Raw genomic sequence first — 20,774 nt, 5'->3', positions numbered from 1 at the left:
AAGCTGAAATAACTCTTTTTTATATTAAGACTCTTGATTCGCTTGTTCTTCTAAAATTTTCTTCATCATCGCAACCATGTCATCACGTAATTCTGGGTGTTGCAGGGCCATTTCAATTGTCGTTTGAACGAATCCTAGCTTTTCACCTACATCGTAGCGCTTTCCTTCGAAATCGTAAGCAAATACACGTTGGATTTCATTTAAGCTTTGGATTGCATCTGTTAACTGAATTTCACCGCCAGCACCGACATGTTGCTGTTCTAAGAACATAAAGATTTCAGGCGTTAAAATGTAACGGCCCATAATCGCTAAGTTTGAAGGTGCTGTACCTTGTGCTGGTTTCTCAACGAAATTGCGAACTTGGTAACGACGACCTTCTTGTTCTAATGGATCGATAATTCCGTAACGGTGTGTTTCTGTTTCTGGAACAGTTTGTACACCAATAACAGAAGAAAGTGTTTTTTCATACTCATCCATTAATTGACGTAAACATGGTTTCTCAGCTTGGACAATATCATCACCTAGTAACACTGCAAATGGCTCATCACCAATGAATTTACGTGCACACCAAACAGCATGTCCTAGTCCCTTCGGCTCTTTTTGACGGATGTAATGAATATCTACCATTTTTGAAGAAGCTTGTACTTTTTCAAGCAACTCATATTTTTTCTTCTCTAATAAGTTTTGTTCTAGTTCAAATGCGTTATCAAAATGATCTTCGATAGAGCGCTTTGTTTTACCAGTAACGATAATAATATCTTCGATTCCCGATTTCACTGCTTCTTCTACAATGTATTGAATCGTTGGTTTATCTACTATCGGTAACATTTCTTTCGGCATTGCTTTCGTTGCTGGTAAAAAACGTGTTCCTAATCCAGCTGCTGGGATTATCGCTTTTCTTACTTTTTTCATCACAAAATACCCTCTCTCCTGTCGGAATTAATAGCAATCATTTCCTACATAAAACAAAAGGGAGATTTCGCTCCCTTTTGTTCCTTACTACTTAAAATTACTTTGTATTATAAACGATTCATAATGTCTTCTTTAATAGTAAGTAACTTTTGTTCACTATTTTGTAAAGAACTATCTTGTACACCGAAGTAGAACTTAATCTTCGGTTCAGTTCCAGATGGACGTAGGCAGAACCATGAACCATCCTCTAATTGATATTTTAACACATTTGATTTCGGTAAGTGAATCTCTTCTTTATGTCCATCTTGTAAAGATGTAATGATGCTTGCTTTATAATCTTCAACTGCTACGACTGTTAAGCCTGCTACTTCTTTCGGAGGATTCTCACGGAACGTCGCCATCATCTCTTGGATTTGTTCCGCTCCATCTTTTCCTTTTAACGTTAACGATACAAGGTCTTCACGGAAGAAACCATACTTCTCAAATACTTCTAATAGACCATCATATAACGTTTTCCCTTGTGATTTGTAGTATGCAGCTACTTCACATGCAAATAGGACAGATTGTACTGCATCTTTATCACGGCAGAATGGACGGATTAAATAACCATAGCTTTCCTCATAACCGAATTGGAATTCGTATTGTCCGCTTTCTTCATACTGTCTAATTTTCTCACCGATAAATTTAAATCCAGTTAACGTATCAACTGTATCTAAACCGTATGCTTTTGCAATTGTACGGCCAATTTCAGACGTTACGATTGTTTTTAATACGACACCGTTCTCTGGAAGTATTCCGTTTTCTTTCTTTTGAGATAGTAAGTAATCAAGCATTAATGCACCTGTTTGGTTACCTGTTAATACTTGGAACTCACCATTATGATTACGAACAGCTACACCAAGGCGATCTGCGTCAGGATCAGTTGCGATTAATACATCTGCGCCTACCTTTTCACCGTCACGAATTGCATACTCAAACGCGGCGTGCTCTTCTGGGTTCGGTGATTTTACTGTAGAGAAGTTTGGATCTGGTAACTCTTGCTCTTTTACAACTGTTACATCTGTAAATCCAACTTCTTCTAAACCACGGCGTACAGAAATATTTGATGTTCCGTGTAATGGTGTAAAGACGATTTTTAAGTCTTTGCCGGCCTTTTCCACCATTTCTTTATTAATGATGACATTGTTCAATTCTGCAGCATATGCATCATCTACTTCTTGTCCAATAATATGTAATAAACCGTCAGCTTTTAATTGCTCTACATCAGCGACTTCAACTGTTAATTCATCTTCTATTGCATCTACGTAGCTAATTAACTCATCCGCTTCTTTTGGCGGCAACTGTCCACCATCTTCACCGTATACTTTGTATCCGTTATATTCAGGCGGATTATGGCTTGCCGTAAGAACGATTCCACTTACTGTATGTAAATGACGAACTGCGAAAGAAAGTACTGGCGTTGGACGTAAGCTTTCAAACACATATGTTGTGATACCACGTGCACCAAGTGTAGCAGCGACTTCCATTGCAAACTCAGGTGATTTATGACGAGAATCATAGGCTACAACAACACCTCGTTTTTTCGCTTCCTCACCTAACTTTTCAATAAAGCTTGCTAATCCTTTTGTTGCTTTACGAACTGTATATACGTTTAAACGGTTCGTACCAGCACCAAGTTCACCACGCATACCACCTGTGCCGAACTCTAGGTTTTTATAAAAGCTATCCTCGATTTTCTTCTCATCTTGCTTCATGTTTTCTAGCTGTTCTTTTAATTCTGCATCTAATTGTGCGTAAGAAAGCCAGCGACTAAATTCTTGTTTCCAATTCATTCTTCTCTCTCCTCTCGCTCGTCATACCTTTATTATATGAAAAAAACATGCCGTATCTCAATATTTTATAAAATCTAGCAGGATTTTACTAGGAATATTTGTATACACTATTGTTAAATACTCCACTAAAGGGAATGAGGATTATGCACGAATGGGGCTTGTCAGAAGAGCTCAAAATACAAACAAAGCAAATGATTGAAATTGCTGAAAGAGAACTATCGATTATGAGGAACGCAATCGATAAAGAAGATGAATGCATTTTATGCAAAATGGAAGATATTCATCATATGTTGGCAAATGTACAAACATTGGCAGCTACATACTATATTCAGGCATATTTATCACCTTATACGGAAAGTTCATCTTTTATTACAACAGCTATCCAACATTTAAGCGCCAGAAAACATGGTGCTCTTATCGTTGTGGAACGAAACGAGACGCTTGAAGCTTTCATTCAAACTGGAACGACATTAAACGCTCACTTAACTGCACCATTACTCGAATCAATATTTTATCCAGGTAACCCTCTTCATGACGGTGCCGTTCTCGTAAAAAATAATCATATTGTCTCAGCTGCTAATATTCTTCCTTTAACGAAAAGTACAGAAGTTGATCCTGAGCTGGGAACACGGCACAGAGCTGCAATTGGCTTATCAGAAAAGAGTGATGCACTTATATTAGTTGTCTCTGAAGAAACGGGCCGTACTTCTTTTGCCTTAAATGGGATTTTGTATACGATTTCTTTATAAAGTGAAACTTTAATCAGCCCTCACCAATCAAGAGTTTACGAGCAGCTCGATCCACACTTAACTTCTTTGCTTCCGCTGAATTTTTGAGGTGAGGGTCTTACTGCCCGGCAAATAGCTAGATAAACAAACCTATAAAAAAGAAGACTGTTCCAAAATATTGGAACAGTCTTCACTTATACTCTTATTCTTCTCCGAAACGCTCCACAAGTGTTGCAAGTGTACGTACCATTGCACCAGTTGCTCCAGCTGGACCTAAGTCGTGCGCGCCTTTTGTTTCTGATGTTCCAGCGATATCTAAGTGTACCCACGGTGTATCTTCAGCGAATTCGCCTAGGAATGTACCTGCCATAACCGCATGTCCTTCACGGCCTGGTGAGTTATTTAAATCAGCAAACTTACTGTTTCTCACACGTTCTTTATCACGATCAAAAATCGGTAGTTGCCAAATTGGCTCATCTGTTTCCATAGAAGCCTCTAGCACTTGCTCAAATAACTCTTCATTATTTGTCATTGCGCCTGTCGTATAGTTTCCAAGTGCAACAATTACACCGCCTGTTAATGTTGCAACATCAACAAGGTAGTTTGCACCAAGTTTTTTCGCATACGTAATACCATCAGCTAAAGCTAGACGACCTTCTGCATCCGTATTTAATACTTCAATTGTCTTTCCGCTCATAGATGTGATTACATCGTCTGGCTTAAATGCCGTACCACTTACAACGTTATCAGTTGAAGGAATAACAGCGATCACATTTTGTTCTGGGCGCAGTTCTCCGATAATTTCCATCGCACCTAATACAGCAGCTGCACCGCCCATATCACCTTTCATACCAACCATGCCTTCACGTGGTTTTAAAGAATAACCACCTGTATCGTATGTAATACCTTTTCCAACGAATCCAATGACATCCGTCCACTCTTCTTTTCCTTTATAAATAAGAGCGATCATTTTTGGTGGCTCTACACTACCTTGGTTTACTGCAAGTAATGCACCCATACCAAGATCTTCCATCTCTTCTTTCTCAAGAACTTTATAGTCCATATCATACTTCTCCGCTAACTCAACAGCATACTCAGCAAGCTTTGTCGCTGTTAATACGTTTGGCGGCATATTTACAAGTGTACGAGCCGAGTTTGTTGCACGTCCATGTACGTAGCCAACTGTTAATGCGGCTTCAATTTCTTGTGCATCTTCCGCTGTAATAGCCGTGAACTTCTCTAACTCTTCACGATCCTTTTTATCTGATTTATACGTTTGTAACTCATATGTACCAAGGCCTTGTACTTCTGCTACAATATGAGCTACATCAATCGCATCTAATTTCTCTGTTACGAAAGAATCAAGTAAGATTGCTGCATCTTGTACTTTTGCTACTTGTAATGTTTTAAACGCTTTTCCAAGAGCCGCACGTAACGTTTCTGTCGTGTAAGACTCTTTCTTGCCTAAACCAACAAAGTAATAACGTTTCACATTTGTTTTTCCTAAGCTATGTACTTTCGAAATGGCCTTTTTCTTCGTAGATAATTCTTTCTCTTCTAGTAAAACTTGTAATTGTCCTTCAAACGCTTTGTCCAGTTCTTGTACAAAACTACTCATTTTCTCTTCTTCAAATAGAGCAACAATCACTACTTCATGACCTGCTAATTCTTTTTGTACTTGAAACATGTTCAGACCCCCTAAATTTCTCTACCACCATTATAACTTTATTTTCTATAAAATGCGACAATTCCAACTACAGTTATATGACGTGTAAAATCTCCTCTATTATGAAATAAGCCAAGAAAAAAAGTCTAGCGTAATTACAACTAGACTATCTTTGTTTTAAATATTGACCACGAAACACTTGCATCGTTTCGTCTTGATTTAACATCGTTAACTCTTCTTCTGTAAACTTACCATTTCCTACTTTTACTACATACACATTTACTTTTTTCTTACCCCATTGGCTATAAACATCTTTCACCGTATCATAATATAGATCAAGACGGTTTCCTTTTATTGCACCGCCCTTATCAGCTACTACACCATACCCGTAACCTGGCACGAAGAGAATCGTTCCAATCGGGAATACGCGTAAGTCCGCAGCAATTGTGGAATATAAATCCCTTTTCACTTTAACACCTGAATATGTAATACCATACTCTGGATGCCCTGGCCTCTTACCAGTTGACTCAATCCCCGATGTATAACCTGTTGCAGTCATTTCAATTGAACGATATTTAGACCAGTCGTTTGCCTGCTCTAAAGCATTTATCACTTCTTTACTCGGAGCAACATTTCTCTTAACTTCTGCTGCATGTACTTCTTTTGCACTCGTTCCCTCATATTTCTTTACAATCTCTAATAGAGAAACTCCTGTGAAAGCATTCCATGTTACGCATAATGCAATTGCAAGTAAACAAGTCATCATAATGCGAATACAATATCGTTTTAACATTTTTATATTCCACACTCCTTCATCGTTAATCATTCCCTATACGATGAAGGAATATGCAAAAAAAATAATCTCCAAATGAATTGGAGATTAAAACATTTGATATCCGCTTTTCCGAAGTTTCTTGATCACGACTCCTGCTAAAGCAGCCCCTACTAATCCAGTAGATAGAATAAATAAGTCTGCTTGTCCTAAGTGCGATACACTTGTCCCAAATGAAGAAAATGTTTCTTTCGGCTTTGAAAAATAATCCCACATACTCGCTTTATTAATAATAAGCATACAAACAATCGGATACACAATAACCATTACCCATGTAGCCCGCAAAATCATGTTGAGTAAAAATCCAATTCCAAAGAACAAAATAAAGAATAACATCATTGAAATAAGTAGTACCGGTATACTCACTCTTTTTCCCTCTCCTTCGCACGTGCCGTAAATACGTGATAAGCTGTATAACCAAATGATTCTCCTGGATTTAATGTTTTGTCCACTTCAAGATGTAGTTCTGATCTTCCTTCTAACAAATATTTAATAAGTACAGACGTATTCGGATCGTCCGCAATCTTATCTGGATGTAAGAACGCCACTTCAGACAATTCTTTCTCCTGTACAATAATATTTTCTCCTTCAGGCTCCAAAAGGAAAATAATCATATTATCACTAATTTCATCACGAATAACACCCGATCGAACACCAATGATCCCCTTCACATGAGCGACAATGCCTGTCTCTTCTAACACTTCGCGTTTCACAGCTTCATCAACTGTCTCACCTTCATTTACAAAACCAGCCGGTAAAGACCATTTCCCTTTTAATCCACTGTATTTCTTCTTAACGAATAGCCACCTGCCATCTTTTGTAGCTACTAGACCGCTAACAGCTAGCCATACCTTCCCTCGTTTCTCCATGATGTAATAACCTCCTCCATCATAACGGACAGAATATTCTTTCTTTTTATATATTATACTATATTTTTAATATGAAAAAAGCAGAAACAGCGCTTAGCCGTTTCTGCTTTTTCTACTATATATTAAAAGAACTTTAATTTACCTTTTTTAAGAACTAATAAAGGTCCACCTAATAAGAACAGGTAGCGGTTATCGATTACTTTCTTCATGAAGGAAGCTTTCCAACCTGTTAACTTTTTACCCATAACAACACCCATTGCATCGTCATGACCTAAAGAACATACAGATCCTTTATTATCGAATGCGAATTTTTTCATTTCGCCCTTGCCACGAACTAATACAGTTAAGTTGTGTGCAATGTTGTAACCTTGTTGAATTGCAATTTGTGCTGTTGGTGGGTATGGACGGTTAATTTCTTCGTTAATAATTAACGCGGCATCACCAACCATGAATACCTCTTCGTATCCTGGAGCGTGCATGTACTCATCAACTTTTACACGTCCGCGCATTGCTTCAAAGCCAGACTCTTCCACAATACCATTACCACGAACACCTGCAGCCCAAACTACTGTTTCAGACTTAATTAATTCCGTATCATCGCCATTTGCAACGATAATTCCTTCTTCAGTTGCTTCTTTAATTGCTGTACCGATGCGGAATTCTACGCCTTTTTTCTCAAGTTGTTTTACAGCGTATTCTACTAATGCTGGATCGAAACCTGGAAGTGCTGTTGGAGCCGCTTCTACACAAATGATACGTGCTTTTTCACGTGGTACATTGTACTGTTTGCAAAGTTCAGGAACACGGTTTGCAAGCTCACCTACGTACTCGATACCAGTAAATCCAGCACCACCAACAACGATTGTTACTAACTCATCGCGCTTCTCATCTGCATATTTAGCGAAACTAGCTTCCATATGCTCACGAATTTCACGAGTTGCATTAATGTTAGCGATTGAGAATGCATGCTCTTTTAATCCTGTAATTCCGAATGTTTCTGATTCGAAACCAAGACCGATTACTAAGTAGTCATACTCTAACTCGCCGTCTTTTAAGATAATACGTTTTTCAGCAGCTTTAATTTCTACTACTGTGTCTTGTACAAAGTTCACTTTATTTGTATCAATAACGTCTTGAATATCTAGACAGATTTTTTCATCTTGTAATGTACCAGCTGCGCTCTCGTGTAACCAAGTCGCTTGGTAGTGATAGCTGTTGTTGTTTACTAACGTAATTTCAGCTTCATTTACAGATAATGCTTTTTGCAGACGAACAGTCGTAATCATCCCGCCATAACCTGCACCTAAAACTACGATTTTTGGAGTCTTCACCAAATCACAACCCTTTTCTTTATATAATAGTAATGAGAAATAATACCAAGTACTAAAAACTCTATTTGTCAAGAATGTGGAATTTATCACATTCTATATCATAACAAAACGCAGTCAAAAAATCGTACGAATTTTGTCATAGAAATTTAACATAATACTTCCCTATATTAGTCGGTTTTATTCCAGAATTCAAGCATCTGGCGAATTATCAATATTTTAAAATAACATAGCGTTTTCAAGGGTTTTTCAGCCTTTTTTTCATGTATTTTCCTTTCTGTATATTTTATACAATAAAAAAGAACCTATGCGAAAACTTACACACAATTCAGTCGTTTTCAGAAGTATTATGAACTCAAATATGCTATCATTTATTTGAAAGTGTCATCATTTGCAGGATTTTCGTGTACATATGAACAATATATGAAATCAATATCAAAATTCCATCTATAGGGGGAATGAAAGTGGCAGAAAATCAAAAAGTTTACGACATAACAATTATTGGTGGTGGTCCAACGGGACTGTTCACAGCATTTTATGGCGGTATGAGACAAGCAAGTGTAAAAATCATTGAAAGCTTACCTCAACTTGGAGGACAATTATCCGCACTCTACCCTGAAAAATACATTTATGATGTGGCTGGATTTCCAAAAGTGCGTGCACAAGAATTAGTCGATAACTTAAAAGAGCAAATGAAGAAATTTGATCCAACCGTTTGCTTAGAAGAAGCGGTTGATACGCTTGAAAAACAAGCTGATGGTATATTTAAACTTGTTACGAATAAACAAACTCACTATTCTAAATCAGTCATCATTACTGCCGGCAATGGTGCTTTCCAACCACGCCGCTTAGAATTAGAAGGTACAGCAAAATACGAAAAGAAAAACTTACATTATTTCGTTGATGATATGAATAAATTTGCTGGCAAGCGCGTCGTAGTATTTGGCGGTGGCGACTCCGCAGTAGACTGGACGATGATGTTAGAACCGATTGCTGAAAAAGTTACAATCGTTCATCGCCGTGATAAATTCCGTGCACATGAACATAGCGTCGAAAACTTAATGAATTCTCGTGCAGAAGTAAGTACACCGTATGTTCCAGTTGAACTCATTGGTGATGACAAAATTGAACAAGTCGTTCTTCAGCACGTAAAAACTGAAGAAAAAGTTATCATCGATGTTGATGACGTAATTGTAAACTACGGCTTCGTTTCTTCTCTTGGTCCAATTAAAAACTGGGGCTTAGATATACAAAAAAATAGCATCCTTGTGAATTCAAAAATGGAAACGAATATTCCTGGCATTTACGCTGCTGGTGACATTTGTACATATGAAGGAAAAGTAAAACTTATCGCTTGTGGATTTGGCGAAGCACCGACAGCAGTAAACAATGCAAAAGCTTACTTCGATCCAAATGCAAAACTTCAACCGATGCATAGCTCAAGTATGTTTTAATATGCAAAAATAAAAGCTCCTTCCATAAGTGGAAGGAGCTTTCCTTTTATATACCACGAAAGCACACTGAGTTCCATAAACTATCGAACTCAGTGTGCTTTTCGTCTAAAAAAATTATTGTTTTCTTCTTCTACCTAATACGAATAATACTCCGCCAACTAAGAATGAAATTCCCGCACCAACTGACATTATCCATGAATGTGCTGCCCCTGTTTTCGGTAATTCTTTTTCTACTTTTACTTGCGGTTCTTTAATTAACTTTTCAAGTTTTACTTCCGGTTTCTCCGGTTTCACTTCTGGCTCCTTCGGTTCTTTCGGATCCTCCGGTTTCACTTCTGGTTCTTTTGGTTCTTTCGGATCCTCTGGTTTCACTTCTGGTTCCTTTGGTTCTTTCGGTTCCTCCGGTTTCACTTCTGGTTCCTTCGGTTCTTTCGGATCTTCCGGTTTCACTTCTGGTTCTTTTGGTTCTTTCGGATCCTCTGGTTTCACTTCTGGTTCTTTTGGTTCTTTCGGATCCTCTGGTTTCACTTCTGGTTCCTTTGGTTCTTTCGGTTCCTCCGGTTTCACTTCTGGTTCCTTCGGTTCTTTCGGCTCTTCCGGTTCTTCCGGCTTCACTTCTGGTTCTTTCGGATCTTCCGGTTTCACTTCTGGTTCTTTCGGTTCTTCTGGTATCTTAAAATCTTCTTTTGTTTTCGGTAAAATTGTAACTGTAGGCTCAAGTGGTGGATTTATTCTATCGTCCACTATCGCTCTATTTGTTATCCCTTTACTTGGTGCTGCTTTTACCTTCGCTTTAAAAATAATACTACGTTCTTTTGTATCTGTAATTTCTAGATACTTCGCTATTACTTTTCCAAACTCCATTTTTAACTCTACTGGATTTGGCTCCGCCCCTTCAAATCTAATGCTATCTTGCACGTACTCTAAACCGGCTGGAATTTCATCTTCTACCTTTACCTCTGCTAGTTTACCGTTTTCTACCGTATTTTTGAAACTAATTCGGTATTCTACTTCTTCTCCTAGCTTCGGTTCTTTATTATTTACTATCTTCGTCGCTTTTAACTTACCATCTTTATATTCTGGCTTTATTGTCGCTGTCGGTTCTATAACTGGATGATTTGGATCATCTACATGAATGATCGCTTTATTTGTTATTTTCTCTCCAACTTTTACTAATTCTTTTACCTTTACTTTAAAGATGATACTTCTTTCTTTCGTATTCGTAATTTCTGGATACTTCACTGTTACTTTTCCATTCTCGACTTTAAGTTCTGTTGGTAAAGGCTTATCACCTACGGCCTCCAGACTTTCTTTCACATACTCTAAACCAGACGGAATTTCATCTTCAATCTTTACATCAACTAACTTCCCGCCATCTACTGTGCCGTTAAAAATAATTCGATATTCAATTTCTTCCCCTAGCTTTGGTTCATGGTTACTTACTTCTTTCCTTGCCTCTAGTTTCCCATCTTTATATTGAGGTGTAATTGGTATAAGTGACTCAACTGGTGGATTTGTCGGATTATTATCATCCACAACCGCCTTGTTTATAATTTCTTTTCCTACTTGTACCGTTTCTTGTACTTTCACTTTAAAGATGATACTTCTTTTTTTCGTATCCGTAATTTCTGGATACTTTGCTGTTACTTTTCCATTCTCAACTTTAAGTTCTACTGGATTTGGTTCCGGCCCATCAGACTTTATACTATCCTGTACGTATTCTAAACCGGCTGGAATTTTATCTTCTACTTTTACCTCAGTTAGTTTTCCGTTTTCTACCGTATTTTCAAAGCTAATTCGATATTCTACTTCTTCTCCTAACTTCGGTTCATGATTGCTTACTGTTTTTTCCGCTTGTAATGCACCATCTTTATGCTGAGGCTGTATAGCGACATTTGGTTTCTCTGGTGGATTTATAGTATCTTCCACAACCGCCGTATTCACAATCGCTTCGCCAATTTTAGCTTTTTCTTTCACTTTTACTTTAAAGACGATGCTTCTTTCTTTCGTATCCGTAATTTCTGGATATTCTGCGAGTACTGTGCCGTTTTTCACTTTCACATACAACGGTTTCGGATTCTCTCCCTCGGCTCTTTCACTACCTTCTACAAACTCTAAGCCAGTTGGTAATTCATCCTTAATCTTCACCTTCGCTACTTTTCCGTGCTCTACTACGTTACGGAAAGTAATTCGATACTCTACTTCTTCTCCTAATTTTGGAGCTGGATTATTTACTGTTTTCTCAGCTTTTAGTTTTCCGTCCTTATACTCCGGCGTAATAATCGCTTCTGGTTTTTGCGGCGGATTCTTCGGATTATCATCATCTACAATTGCCGTATTCACGATTTTCTTACCGACTTTTACTGCTTCCGTTACTTTTACCTTAAAGCGAATACTACGCTCAGCTGTATCAGTAATATTTTCATACTTCGCACTAACCTTACCAGCTTCTTCTTTTAACTCTACTGGCGCTGGCTCATTACCTTCTGATTTTAAACTATCCTTCACATACTCTAATCCATTTGGTAGTTGATCCTCAATTTTCACTTCTGCTAGTTTTCCGTTTTCTACCGTATTTTTAAAACTAATTCGGTACTCTACTTCTTCTCCTAGTTTTGGATCTTTTTTACTTACCTTTTTATTAGCTTTAAATTTACCATCTTTATGCTGCGATGTAATATCTACTTCCGGTCGCACTGGTGGATTTTTTGTATCATCAACAATTGCTTTATTTACAATTGCCTTGTCCACTTCAACGGAATCTTTCACCTTCACTTTAAAGATAATGCTTCTTTCTTTCATGTCAGTGATATTTTCATACTTCGCACTAACCTTACCAGCTTCTTCTTTCAACTCTACTGGGGCCGGCTTATCACCTTCTGCTTTTAGACTATCTTTCACATACTCTAAACCAAACGGAATTTCATCCTCAATTTTAACCTCTGCCAGTTTTCCATCTTTCACCGTATTATTAAATGAAATTCGATATTCGATTTCTTCACCTAGCTTCGGTTTATGATTATTCACCTTTTTATGAGCAGCAATTTTACCGTCTTTATATTGCGGTGTAATTTTTGCTGTCGGATTAATTACTGGATGGTTCGGATCATCAACATGGATAATCGCTTTATTTGTAATGTCCTTACCTACTGTAACCGAATCTTTTACCTTCGCTTTAAAGACAATACTTCTTTCTTTCGTATCCATAATCTCTGAATACTTTGCCATTACCTTACCATTTTCTACTTTTAACTCCACTGGTTTTGGCTCTTCACCTTCAGCCTTTTCGCTTCCTTCTACAAACTCTAATCCAGCTGGAATTTTATCTTCTATTTTTACCTCTGCTAGTTTTCCATCTTTCACCGTATTATTAAAAATAATTCGATATTCGATTTCCTCGCCTAACTTCGGTTCATGATTACTTACTTCTTTTCTTGCCTCAATTTTTCCATCTTTATATTGTGGTGTAATCGGTACATAAGGCTCTTCTGGTAGATCCTTTGTATCATCTACAATTGCCTTATTTACGATTTCTTCTCCCACTTTGACGCTTTCTTTTACCTTCGCTTTAAAGACAATACTTCTTTCCTCTGTATCTGTAATTTCTGGATACTTTGCCATTACTTTATTATTTTTCACCTGTAGCTCTACTGGTTTCGGTTTAGAACCTTCTGCTGTGATGCTTCCTTCTACATACTCTAAACCATTTGGTAATGTATCCTTTATATTTACCTCTGCTAGTTTTCCGTTTTCTACCGTGTTTTTAAAACTAATCCGGTATTCTACTTCTTCTCCTAGTTTCGGTTTATGATTATTTGCTACTTTCTGCGCAATAATTTTACCATCTTTATATTGCGGAGTAATTTCCACATGAGGCTCTACTGGCTCATTTTTTGTATCTACTACAATCGCTTTATTAACAATCTCCTTGCCTATTTCTGCCTCTTCTTTTACTTTCACTTTAAAGATAATACTTCTTTCTTTTGTATCCGCAATTTCTAGATACTTTGCCATTACCTTGCCGTTTTCAAATTTTAATTCTACCGGACTAGGCTTAAATCCTTCTGCTTGTAAACTGTTCTCTACAAACTCTAATCCAGCTGGAATTTCATCTTCTACTTTAACCTCTACTAGTTTTCCGTTTTCTACCGTGTTTTTAAAACTAATTCGGTATTCTACTTCTTCTCCTAATTTCGGTTTTTTATTGTTTACAAATTTCTCTGCTTTAAGCTTACCGTCTTTATATTCTGGCGTAATTGTTACTTCTGAAGTTGTTGGATCTTTTGTATCATCAACAACTACTTTATTGACAATGCCTTCACCAACTTTAAATTCTTCTTTTACTTTCGCTTTAAAGACGATACTTCTTTCTTCTATATCCGTAATTTCTGGATATTTTGCGATTACTTTGCCATCTTTCACTTTCAGTTCTACCGGATTCGGCTTAGATCCTTCTGCTCGTAAACTATCTTTCACATACTCTAATCCATTTGGTAAATCGTCTTCTATTTTTACCTCTGCTAGCTTTCCGTTTTCTACCGTGTTTTTAAAACTAATTCGGTATTCTACTTCTTCTCCTAACTTCGGCGTTTCATTATTTACCGTTTTCTTCGCTTCTACTTTTCCATCTTTATGCTGTGGAGTAATTTCTGCCGTCGGTGTTTCTGGCTCATTTTTCGTATCATCAATAATTGCTTTATTGACGATTTTTTTACCGACTTTCACTTCATCTTTTACTTTCACTTTAAAAGTGATACTTCTTTCTTCTGTATCCGTAATCTCTGGATACTTCGCCATTACCTTACCATTTTCCACTTTCAATTCCACTGGATCCGGCTTAGAACCTTCTGCTTTCACACTGTTTTCTACGTACTCTAAACCTTCGGGTAAAGTATCTTCTATTTTCACCTCTGCTAGTTTTCCGTCTTCTACCGTGTTTTTAAAACTAATTCGGTATTCTACTTCTTCTCCTAACTTCGGCGTTTCATTATTTACCGTCTTCTTCGCTTTCACTTTTCCGTCTTTATGTTGCGGAATAATTTCTGCTGTCGGTGTTTCTGGCGGATATTTCGTATCGCTCACAATCACTTCATTAACAATCGAATCGCTCACTTTACCTTTTACTTTCACTTTAAAGGTAATACTTCTCTCTTTTGTATCTATAATCTCAGGATACTTCGCCATTACCTTACCGTTTTCAAATTTCAATTCCACTGGAACTGGCTTAGAACCTTCTGCTTTTAAACTATCTTTCACATACTCTAATCCATTTGGTAAATCATCTCCTATTATTACCTCTGTTAACTTTCCATGTTCTACCGTATTTTTAAAGCTAATTCGGTATTCCACTTCTTCTCCTAACTTCGGCGTTTCATTATTTACCATCTTTTTCGCTTCAAGTTTTCCATCTTTATACTGAGGAATAATTTCCGCTGTCGGATTAACTGGCTTGTTTTGTGAATCATCAATAGTTGCTTTATTAATGATTTTTTTACCAACTGTTACTTCTTCTTTTACTTTCACTTTAAAAACGATACTTCTTTCTTCTGTATCCATAATTTCTGGATATTTTGCCATTACCTTACCGTTTTCAAATTTCAGCTCTACTAAATCTGTTCCGGCACCTTCTGCTTTCAAACTATTTTCTACATACTCTAAACCTTCTGGTAAAGTATCCTCTATTGTCACGTCTGTTAGCTTTCCGTTCTTTACCGTATTTTTCATACTAATTCGGTATTCTACTTCTTCTCCTAACTTCGGTGTTTCATTATTTACGATTTTCTTCGCTTTAATTTTTCCATCTTTGTGTAATGGTGTAATTTTCGCTTCTGGTTCTTTCGGATGCTTCATATCATCAACAATTGCCTTATTGATGATTTCCTTACCTACTTCCGCTTCTTCCTTCACCTTTACCTTAAAGACAATACTTCTTTCTTTCATATCCGTAATATTGTCGTATTCAGCAATGACTTTTCCATCTTTCACACTTAACTTTAATGGAGCTGGTTTATCACCTTCAGCCTTTTCACTGCCTTTTACATACTCTAAACCGTTAGGAATTGTATCCTCTATCGTTACCTTTTCTAGTTTTCCGTTTTCTACCGTATTTTGAAAGCTAATTCGGTATTCTATTTCTTCTCCTAGTTTTGGTGATGGATTATCTACTGTCTTCTTCGAATCAATTATTCCATCCTTATATTGCGGAGTAATTCTTTCCTCCGGCTCAATCGGTGGATTTTTCGTATCATCAACAATTGCTTTATTGACAATCTCTTTATCTACTTTTGCTTCTTCCTTCACCTTTACTTTAAAGACGATACTTCTTTCTTTCATATCCATAATATCGATATACTTAGCTTTGACTATTCCATTTTCAACAGCTAATTCTACTGGTCCAGGTGCTTCTCCTTCGGCCTTGATACTATTTTCTACATATTCAAGACCTTTTGGAATTGTATCTTCCACTCGCACCTCTTCTAGTTTTCCGTTCTCAACCGTATTATGAAAACTAATGCGGTACTCGATTTCTTCTCCTAACTTCGGTTTCTTATTATTAACTACCTTTGTAGCAGCAACTTCACCTTTTTTACTTTGCGGTGTAATAACAACCTTCGATTCAACAGGCTCATTTTTCGGATCTTTTGCAATTGCTTTATTTACAATTGCCTCCCCTACTTTTGCCGAATCTTTTACTTTCACTTTAAAGACAATACTTCTTTTTTCTGTATCCGTAATTTCTGGATACTTTGCCATTACTTTGCCGTCTTCCACTTTTAGTTCTACTGGCTCTGGTTTTATACCTTCAGCTTTCAAACTATCTTTCACGTATTCAACACCTTTAGGTAGTGTATCTTCTACTAGCACCTTTTCTAGTTTTCCGTTTTCTACCGTATTATAAAATGTAATTCGGTATTCCACTTCTTCTCCTAGTTTTGGTGTTTGATTCGTTACGCTTTTTTCAACATCCACTTTACCGTATTTATAATCCGGCGTAATCTTTTCTTCTGGATGCTCAGTTTGTCCATTTGGCTCACTCACAACCGCTTTATTAACAATTGTTTCTCCGGCTTTTGCCTCTTCTTTTACTTTCACTTTAAAGGCAATGCTTCGCTCTTTTGTATCCGTAATCTCTGGATATTTGGCGATTACCTTACCATTTGCTACTTTTAACTCTACTGGATTTGGTTCAACACCTTCAGCTCTCTCACTACCTTGAACAAATTCTAAGTTAGCTGGAATTTCATCTTCTATTGTAACTGCATCTAGTTTTCCATTTTCCACCGTATTTTTGAAGCTAATTTGATATTCAACTTCTTCTCCTAGCTTCGGCTTTTTATTTGTTGCTTTTTTCTTTGCAGCAATTTTACCGGCCTTATGCTGTGGTGTAATCTTCTCTTCTAAATCCTTTGGTGGATTTGTTTTATCACTAACGGTTGCTTTATTAACAATTTCTTCACCAATTTTTGCAGTTTCTTTTACTTTTGTTTTAAAGATGATACTTCTTTCTTCCATATCCATAATTTCTGGATACTTTGCAATTACTTTGCCATTTTCAAACTTCAGCTCTACTGGCTCTGGTTTTGCACCTTCTGCTTTCAAGCTATCTTTCACGTATTCAAGACTACTTGGTAATTCGTCTTCAATTGTCAATACATCTAGACGTCCATCTTTTGTCTTATTTTTAAATGTAATACGATACTCTACCTCGTCACTTAGCTTCGGTGTTTTATTAGAAGCTATTTTTCTTGCCTCTATTTCTCCCGGAACTTCTTTCGGAAGCGTAACCGTAACATTTGCATCATCTGTAGTTTCATAATTTACCTCGGTACTATCTTTTCCCTTTACAGCAACGATATTTTTTATTGTTGTATCTGATTGTACAGAAGCTTTCACTTTTACTTTAAATGTAATAATGGCACTTTCACCAGGTTTTAAAACACCGCCGTCTTTAGCATCTGCCCCTTCACCAATACGGAAATCAATTTGATTATTTACAAACTCTGCTTCATCATCGCTTGCATTATCTGTTTTATTTCCTTTATTACTTCCAGAAATATATTGTATAGATTCCGGAACATACTCTAAACGATCATCTAATTTATCAAAACCTTTTACATTAGATACAGGTGCTTGATTATTTTTCGTATCATTTTTCACTTCAATTTGATACGTAAACTCTTCACCGGATTTAATTTCCTTAACTTCTTTACCAGCACCATCTAACGCCTTTTTATCAACTTGTAAGTTTGGAGCATTATGTTCTGTTACGAATGTAGCATTGTTTAATACGTAAATATCACCAGTACCACCATTTGCTCTAAAACGCATTTTTGCTTCTTTTAAATCATTTTTTACTTGAGTGGGCCCTTCAAAGTGATATGTATGAATGTCAGTACTGAATGAATTTGTCCAATTCGGGTTATATCCTGGATATTTTTTTGTAACAAACTCGTTAGTACCGTCTACTTGTACTTCTGTCATAGACGAATCATTCGCATCATTATCTTTACCGTTAATATTCTTTATCTTTATATATCCAGCACCAAAATCATATTCTCCATAATCATATGCATATCCATCTTTCTCAGCTGGATCACCTTGCGATGAAAAATAACTAAATTTCGCCTTAAAAGCACCTTCTTTTGGTGTGTTTATTTTATTAACGCTAATATCTGTCCAGGCTGTACTTTTTTGAGAGACTAACCCTTCCCAAATCTTCATGTCTTTTACTGTTTCTTTATAGTTTTCATAAACTAATATAAGATTCCAGTTACCCCAGTAATAGCCGCCACCTGTTACATCTTTAATTTGTGGCACATTCGCAACTGTCAACGTTTGAGAAATACCTTGCTGTGCAATTACATTTGTTACATCTGCATACGCAACATATCCTGCGCCACTACCTGAGTAATTAGAAATATAAGGTAGGTAATCCGCTTTTCGTATGCTATCAGCACTTACCTCTGCATATTCTTTATTTCCCATTTTCATTTTGACTGGTTGTCGTACATCATTATCACTAACTCTTTGATTAACATTTGTACTAGTTACAGTTCCCATTGCAGCTGTCCAAAACAAATACGCCTTTTTCACTTTACTTCCGGCAGGGATGTTAGGAAATGCACCTGTTGACGAATTAAAAGTACTATCCTCGTTATCAACGTCCACAGTCATTTTATTCGTTTTATAACCCATACTTTGTCTTCCATAATGATCCGTAGTCAAACCAAGCGTCACATTACCAGTCTGTACTAAATTACCAGAAGCAATTGTAGAATACAGTGGATCTCCAAACCCTTGTTTATCTCCTGTTTGGATTTGAACCTTCGAAGCATTTTCTGATGCAGCTTGTACTTCTGCATCACTCTGCTTTACTGCTAAAGGTGATTGCTTTTTCTCTTTTTCTAGTTGCTTCTCAGCTTCAGGTTGTTTTATCTTCTCTATTTCTGTTTTTCGTGCAAGTTTATTTTTATCCTCTGCAGATACTTTTGCATCCACTTCTTTAACTTTCGAATCAGTTGTTGATCCGATAGCTTTCTTACTACTGTCAGCCTCATCATCGGTATTAGCTTCTAAATTCTCTCCAGAAGGAAGCCCTTCAACATCTACAGACATGTTTCCTATTTGTAGTTGATCCTTTTGCACACTAATTTTTTGCTTATACTCTTTATTAAAATGTTGTGCACGACGAGCTTTTATTAACACAGTCATTTTTTCATGTGATTTTAAATCTTTAATTTTAAGATTAGAAGAAAGAATCTTTCCTCCCTTATCTTTTTCCTCTACATAGAAATCCGCTACCTTATTTTCAGGTAACTTCTCTCCGTTTACTTTCACAGATTGCGAAGGGAACGTAATTTCATTTTCATTATTTTGTTTAAGCACCAATTCTTGAATTGGTGTAGCTCCCGTATTTTCAATCGTATATTGAAATACGTGCTCCCTCTCCGCTACTTCTCCCTTATATATTTCAGCATTTACTTGCTCTGCCTTAATTTTCACATCATTTCCTTGTAACTCATCCCAGCTTTTTTTATTTATCTCTGTAGCAAAAGCACTGGGTGAAGGCAATATGATGGATAGGAGAAGTGTGATCATCGTTACGACATTAAAACACTTCAATACTTGCTTCATATTTTCTACCTTTCTCCTTTCTATATACTTGCTATCCGTCTACTTAATTTCGTAGCCGTATACATAGCAATATATATCCACTCGCAACAATCCGACCTACGAAAATGTATCGTTGAAATCCCAATGTCAACAATATAAATCTCATAGAATATTACTATTTTAATTTATCAAAAATAGCATATATACCAGACACTTATATAAACCTATAAAAACACCTGATAATATAGGTCTATATAACAGTTTAAGGATACATAAAAAGCTTAACATATCTCTTAATCTATTCATACATACAATAGAAATTCTACCATTTTTAGTAATTTCTGTTTGTTATTTATGATTAAAATTTTCAAAAAACAATAACCGTTACATGTAAAAATATGTTACATTATCAAAGAACATATGTTCTTATTTTAAAGGAGGAATTTGTAATGATAAACGAACCCATTATCGTAAAAAAAGAAGCTTTCCAAGCAATCGGCGTTTCGGTTACGACGACTAATGAAAAAGAAGCATCTACTGAAGGAAAAATTCCCGAGCTCTGGAACCGATACTTTCAAGAACAAATGATGCATCACATCCCAAATCAACAAACGAAAGAAACACTCGCTTTCTACTCCAACTACGAATCAGATGAAACTGGTACATATACATTTACAATCGGTATGCCCGTTTCTTCACTAAAAGAAGTTCCTGAAAATATGACAACTTTAACAATACCCGCCGCTACGTATGCGGTATTTACAACGAGAAAGGGACCAGTTGCTGAAGTCGTTTGCGAAGCTTGGGAATATATTTGGAAATGGTCGAAAGAAAATAAACGTGCTTTTACAACAGACTTTGAGCTTTATGATGAAAAAGCAACAGATCCAACCAACGTACAATTGGATATTTATATTGCATTAGCCTGAACGACAAAAAAGAAGATACCATTTGGTATCTTCTTTTTTGTCGTTAAATAGCCACTGTGCAAATTCATTATTATTGTCTACAATGAGAAAGTGCAGTATAGAAATATTAGA

General features: G+C 36.6%; 11 protein-coding genes. 3 read left to right on the top strand and 8 right to left on the bottom strand.

Translation table 11 applies throughout. The annotated features are described in order from the left end of the window. Positions 1-24: 24 nt before the first annotated feature. On the bottom strand, positions 25-912 hold the full coding sequence (gene galU / locus N2V92_RS10265; RefSeq protein WP_000757823.1) for a UTP--glucose-1-phosphate uridylyltransferase GalU: 888 nt from the start codon (positions 910-912) through the stop codon (positions 25-27). A 107-nt stretch (positions 913-1,019) separates the two neighbouring features. Then, entirely contained in the window at positions 1,020-2,744 is a 1,725-nt protein-coding gene (locus N2V92_RS10260; protein ID WP_001104214.1) for a phospho-sugar mutase, read from the bottom strand. Positions 2,745-2,887: 143 nt separating this feature from the next. Here N2V92_RS10260 and cdaS point away from each other — a divergent pair, with 143 nt between their 5' ends. Then, entirely contained in the window at positions 2,888-3,493 is a 606-nt protein-coding gene (gene cdaS, locus N2V92_RS10255; RefSeq protein WP_000545255.1) for a sporulation-specific diadenylate cyclase CdaS, read from the top strand. A gap of 181 nt (positions 3,494-3,674) precedes the next feature. On the opposite strand, the gene pepA is transcribed toward cdaS, so the two are convergent. The 5 genes from pepA to N2V92_RS10230 form a co-directional block, all read right to left on the bottom strand. Beyond that, positions 3,675-5,159 carry a cytosol aminopeptidase gene (gene pepA, locus N2V92_RS10250; protein WP_000487967.1) on the bottom strand — a complete coding sequence of 495 codons (1,485 nt, stop codon included), beginning with the start codon at positions 5,157-5,159 and terminating at the stop codon, positions 3,675-3,677. Positions 5,160-5,304: 145 nt separating this feature from the next. Next, positions 5,305-5,931 (bottom strand): 3D domain-containing protein, encoded by a 627-nt coding sequence (locus N2V92_RS10245; RefSeq protein ID WP_000920103.1) that lies wholly within the window; start codon positions 5,929-5,931, stop codon positions 5,305-5,307. A gap of 87 nt (positions 5,932-6,018) precedes the next feature. After that, on the bottom strand, positions 6,019-6,336 hold the full coding sequence (locus N2V92_RS10240; RefSeq protein WP_000027012.1) for a YuiB family protein: 318 nt from the start codon (positions 6,334-6,336) through the stop codon (positions 6,019-6,021). Next, the gene (locus N2V92_RS10235; RefSeq protein ID WP_000415307.1) at positions 6,333-6,839 is read right to left on the bottom strand and encodes an NUDIX hydrolase; all 507 of its coding nucleotides are present in this window, start codon (positions 6,837-6,839) and stop codon (positions 6,333-6,335) included. The genes N2V92_RS10240 and N2V92_RS10235 overlap by 4 nt, the downstream gene beginning before the upstream one ends. A 122-nt stretch (positions 6,840-6,961) precedes the next feature. Beyond that, complete coding sequence (locus tag N2V92_RS10230; RefSeq protein WP_000856602.1) at positions 6,962-8,170, bottom strand: NAD(P)/FAD-dependent oxidoreductase; 1,209 nt, start codon at positions 8,168-8,170, stop codon at positions 6,962-6,964. Positions 8,171-8,631: 461 nt separating this feature from the next. Here N2V92_RS10230 and N2V92_RS10225 point away from each other — a divergent pair, with 461 nt between their 5' ends. Continuing rightward, entirely contained in the window at positions 8,632-9,621 is a 990-nt protein-coding gene (locus tag N2V92_RS10225) for an NAD(P)/FAD-dependent oxidoreductase (protein ID WP_000829785.1), read from the top strand. Between the two features lie 114 nt (positions 9,622-9,735). On the opposite strand, the gene N2V92_RS10220 is transcribed toward N2V92_RS10225, so the two are convergent. After that, entirely contained in the window at positions 9,736-19,755 is a 10,020-nt protein-coding gene (locus N2V92_RS10220; RefSeq protein ID WP_042596340.1) for an isopeptide-forming domain-containing fimbrial protein, read from the bottom strand. A 428-nt stretch (positions 19,756-20,183) separates the two neighbouring features. Here N2V92_RS10220 and N2V92_RS10215 point away from each other — a divergent pair, with 428 nt between their 5' ends. After that, the gene (locus N2V92_RS10215; protein ID WP_000606668.1) at positions 20,184-20,663 is read left to right on the top strand and encodes a GyrI-like domain-containing protein; all 480 of its coding nucleotides are present in this window, start codon (positions 20,184-20,186) and stop codon (positions 20,661-20,663) included. Positions 20,664-20,774: the final 111 nt, after the last annotated feature.

Source organism: Bacillus sp. CH_48, assembly GCF_038008465.1.
GTDB classification, from domain to species: Bacteria; Bacillota; Bacilli; order Bacillales; family Bacillaceae_G; genus Bacillus_A; species Bacillus_A thuringiensis_S.
The sequence above is the reverse complement of the archived record's forward strand: the minus strand, read 5'-3'. Positions and strand labels throughout refer to the sequence as shown.

Coding starts and splice junctions, on each gene's coding strand:
- galU (WP_000757823.1), bottom strand. CDS start 912: ATGAAAAAAGTAAGAAAAGCGATAATCCCAGCAGCTGGATTAGGAACA.
- N2V92_RS10260 (WP_001104214.1), bottom strand. CDS start 2,744: ATGAATTGGAAACAAGAATTTAGTCGCTGGCTTTCTTACGCACAATTA.
- cdaS (WP_000545255.1), top strand. CDS start 2,888: ATGCACGAATGGGGCTTGTCAGAAGAGCTCAAAATACAAACAAAGCAA.
- pepA (WP_000487967.1), bottom strand. CDS start 5,159: ATGTTTCAAGTACAAAAAGAATTAGCAGGTCATGAAGTAGTGATTGTT.
- N2V92_RS10245 (WP_000920103.1), bottom strand. CDS start 5,931: ATGTTAAAACGATATTGTATTCGCATTATGATGACTTGTTTACTTGCA.
- N2V92_RS10235 (WP_000415307.1), bottom strand. CDS start 6,839: ATGGAGAAACGAGGGAAGGTATGGCTAGCTGTTAGCGGTCTAGTAGCT.
- N2V92_RS10220 (WP_042596340.1), bottom strand. CDS start 19,755: ATGAAGCAAGTATTGAAGTGTTTTAATGTCGTAACGATGATCACACTT.
- N2V92_RS10215 (WP_000606668.1), top strand. CDS start 20,184: ATGATAAACGAACCCATTATCGTAAAAAAAGAAGCTTTCCAAGCAATC.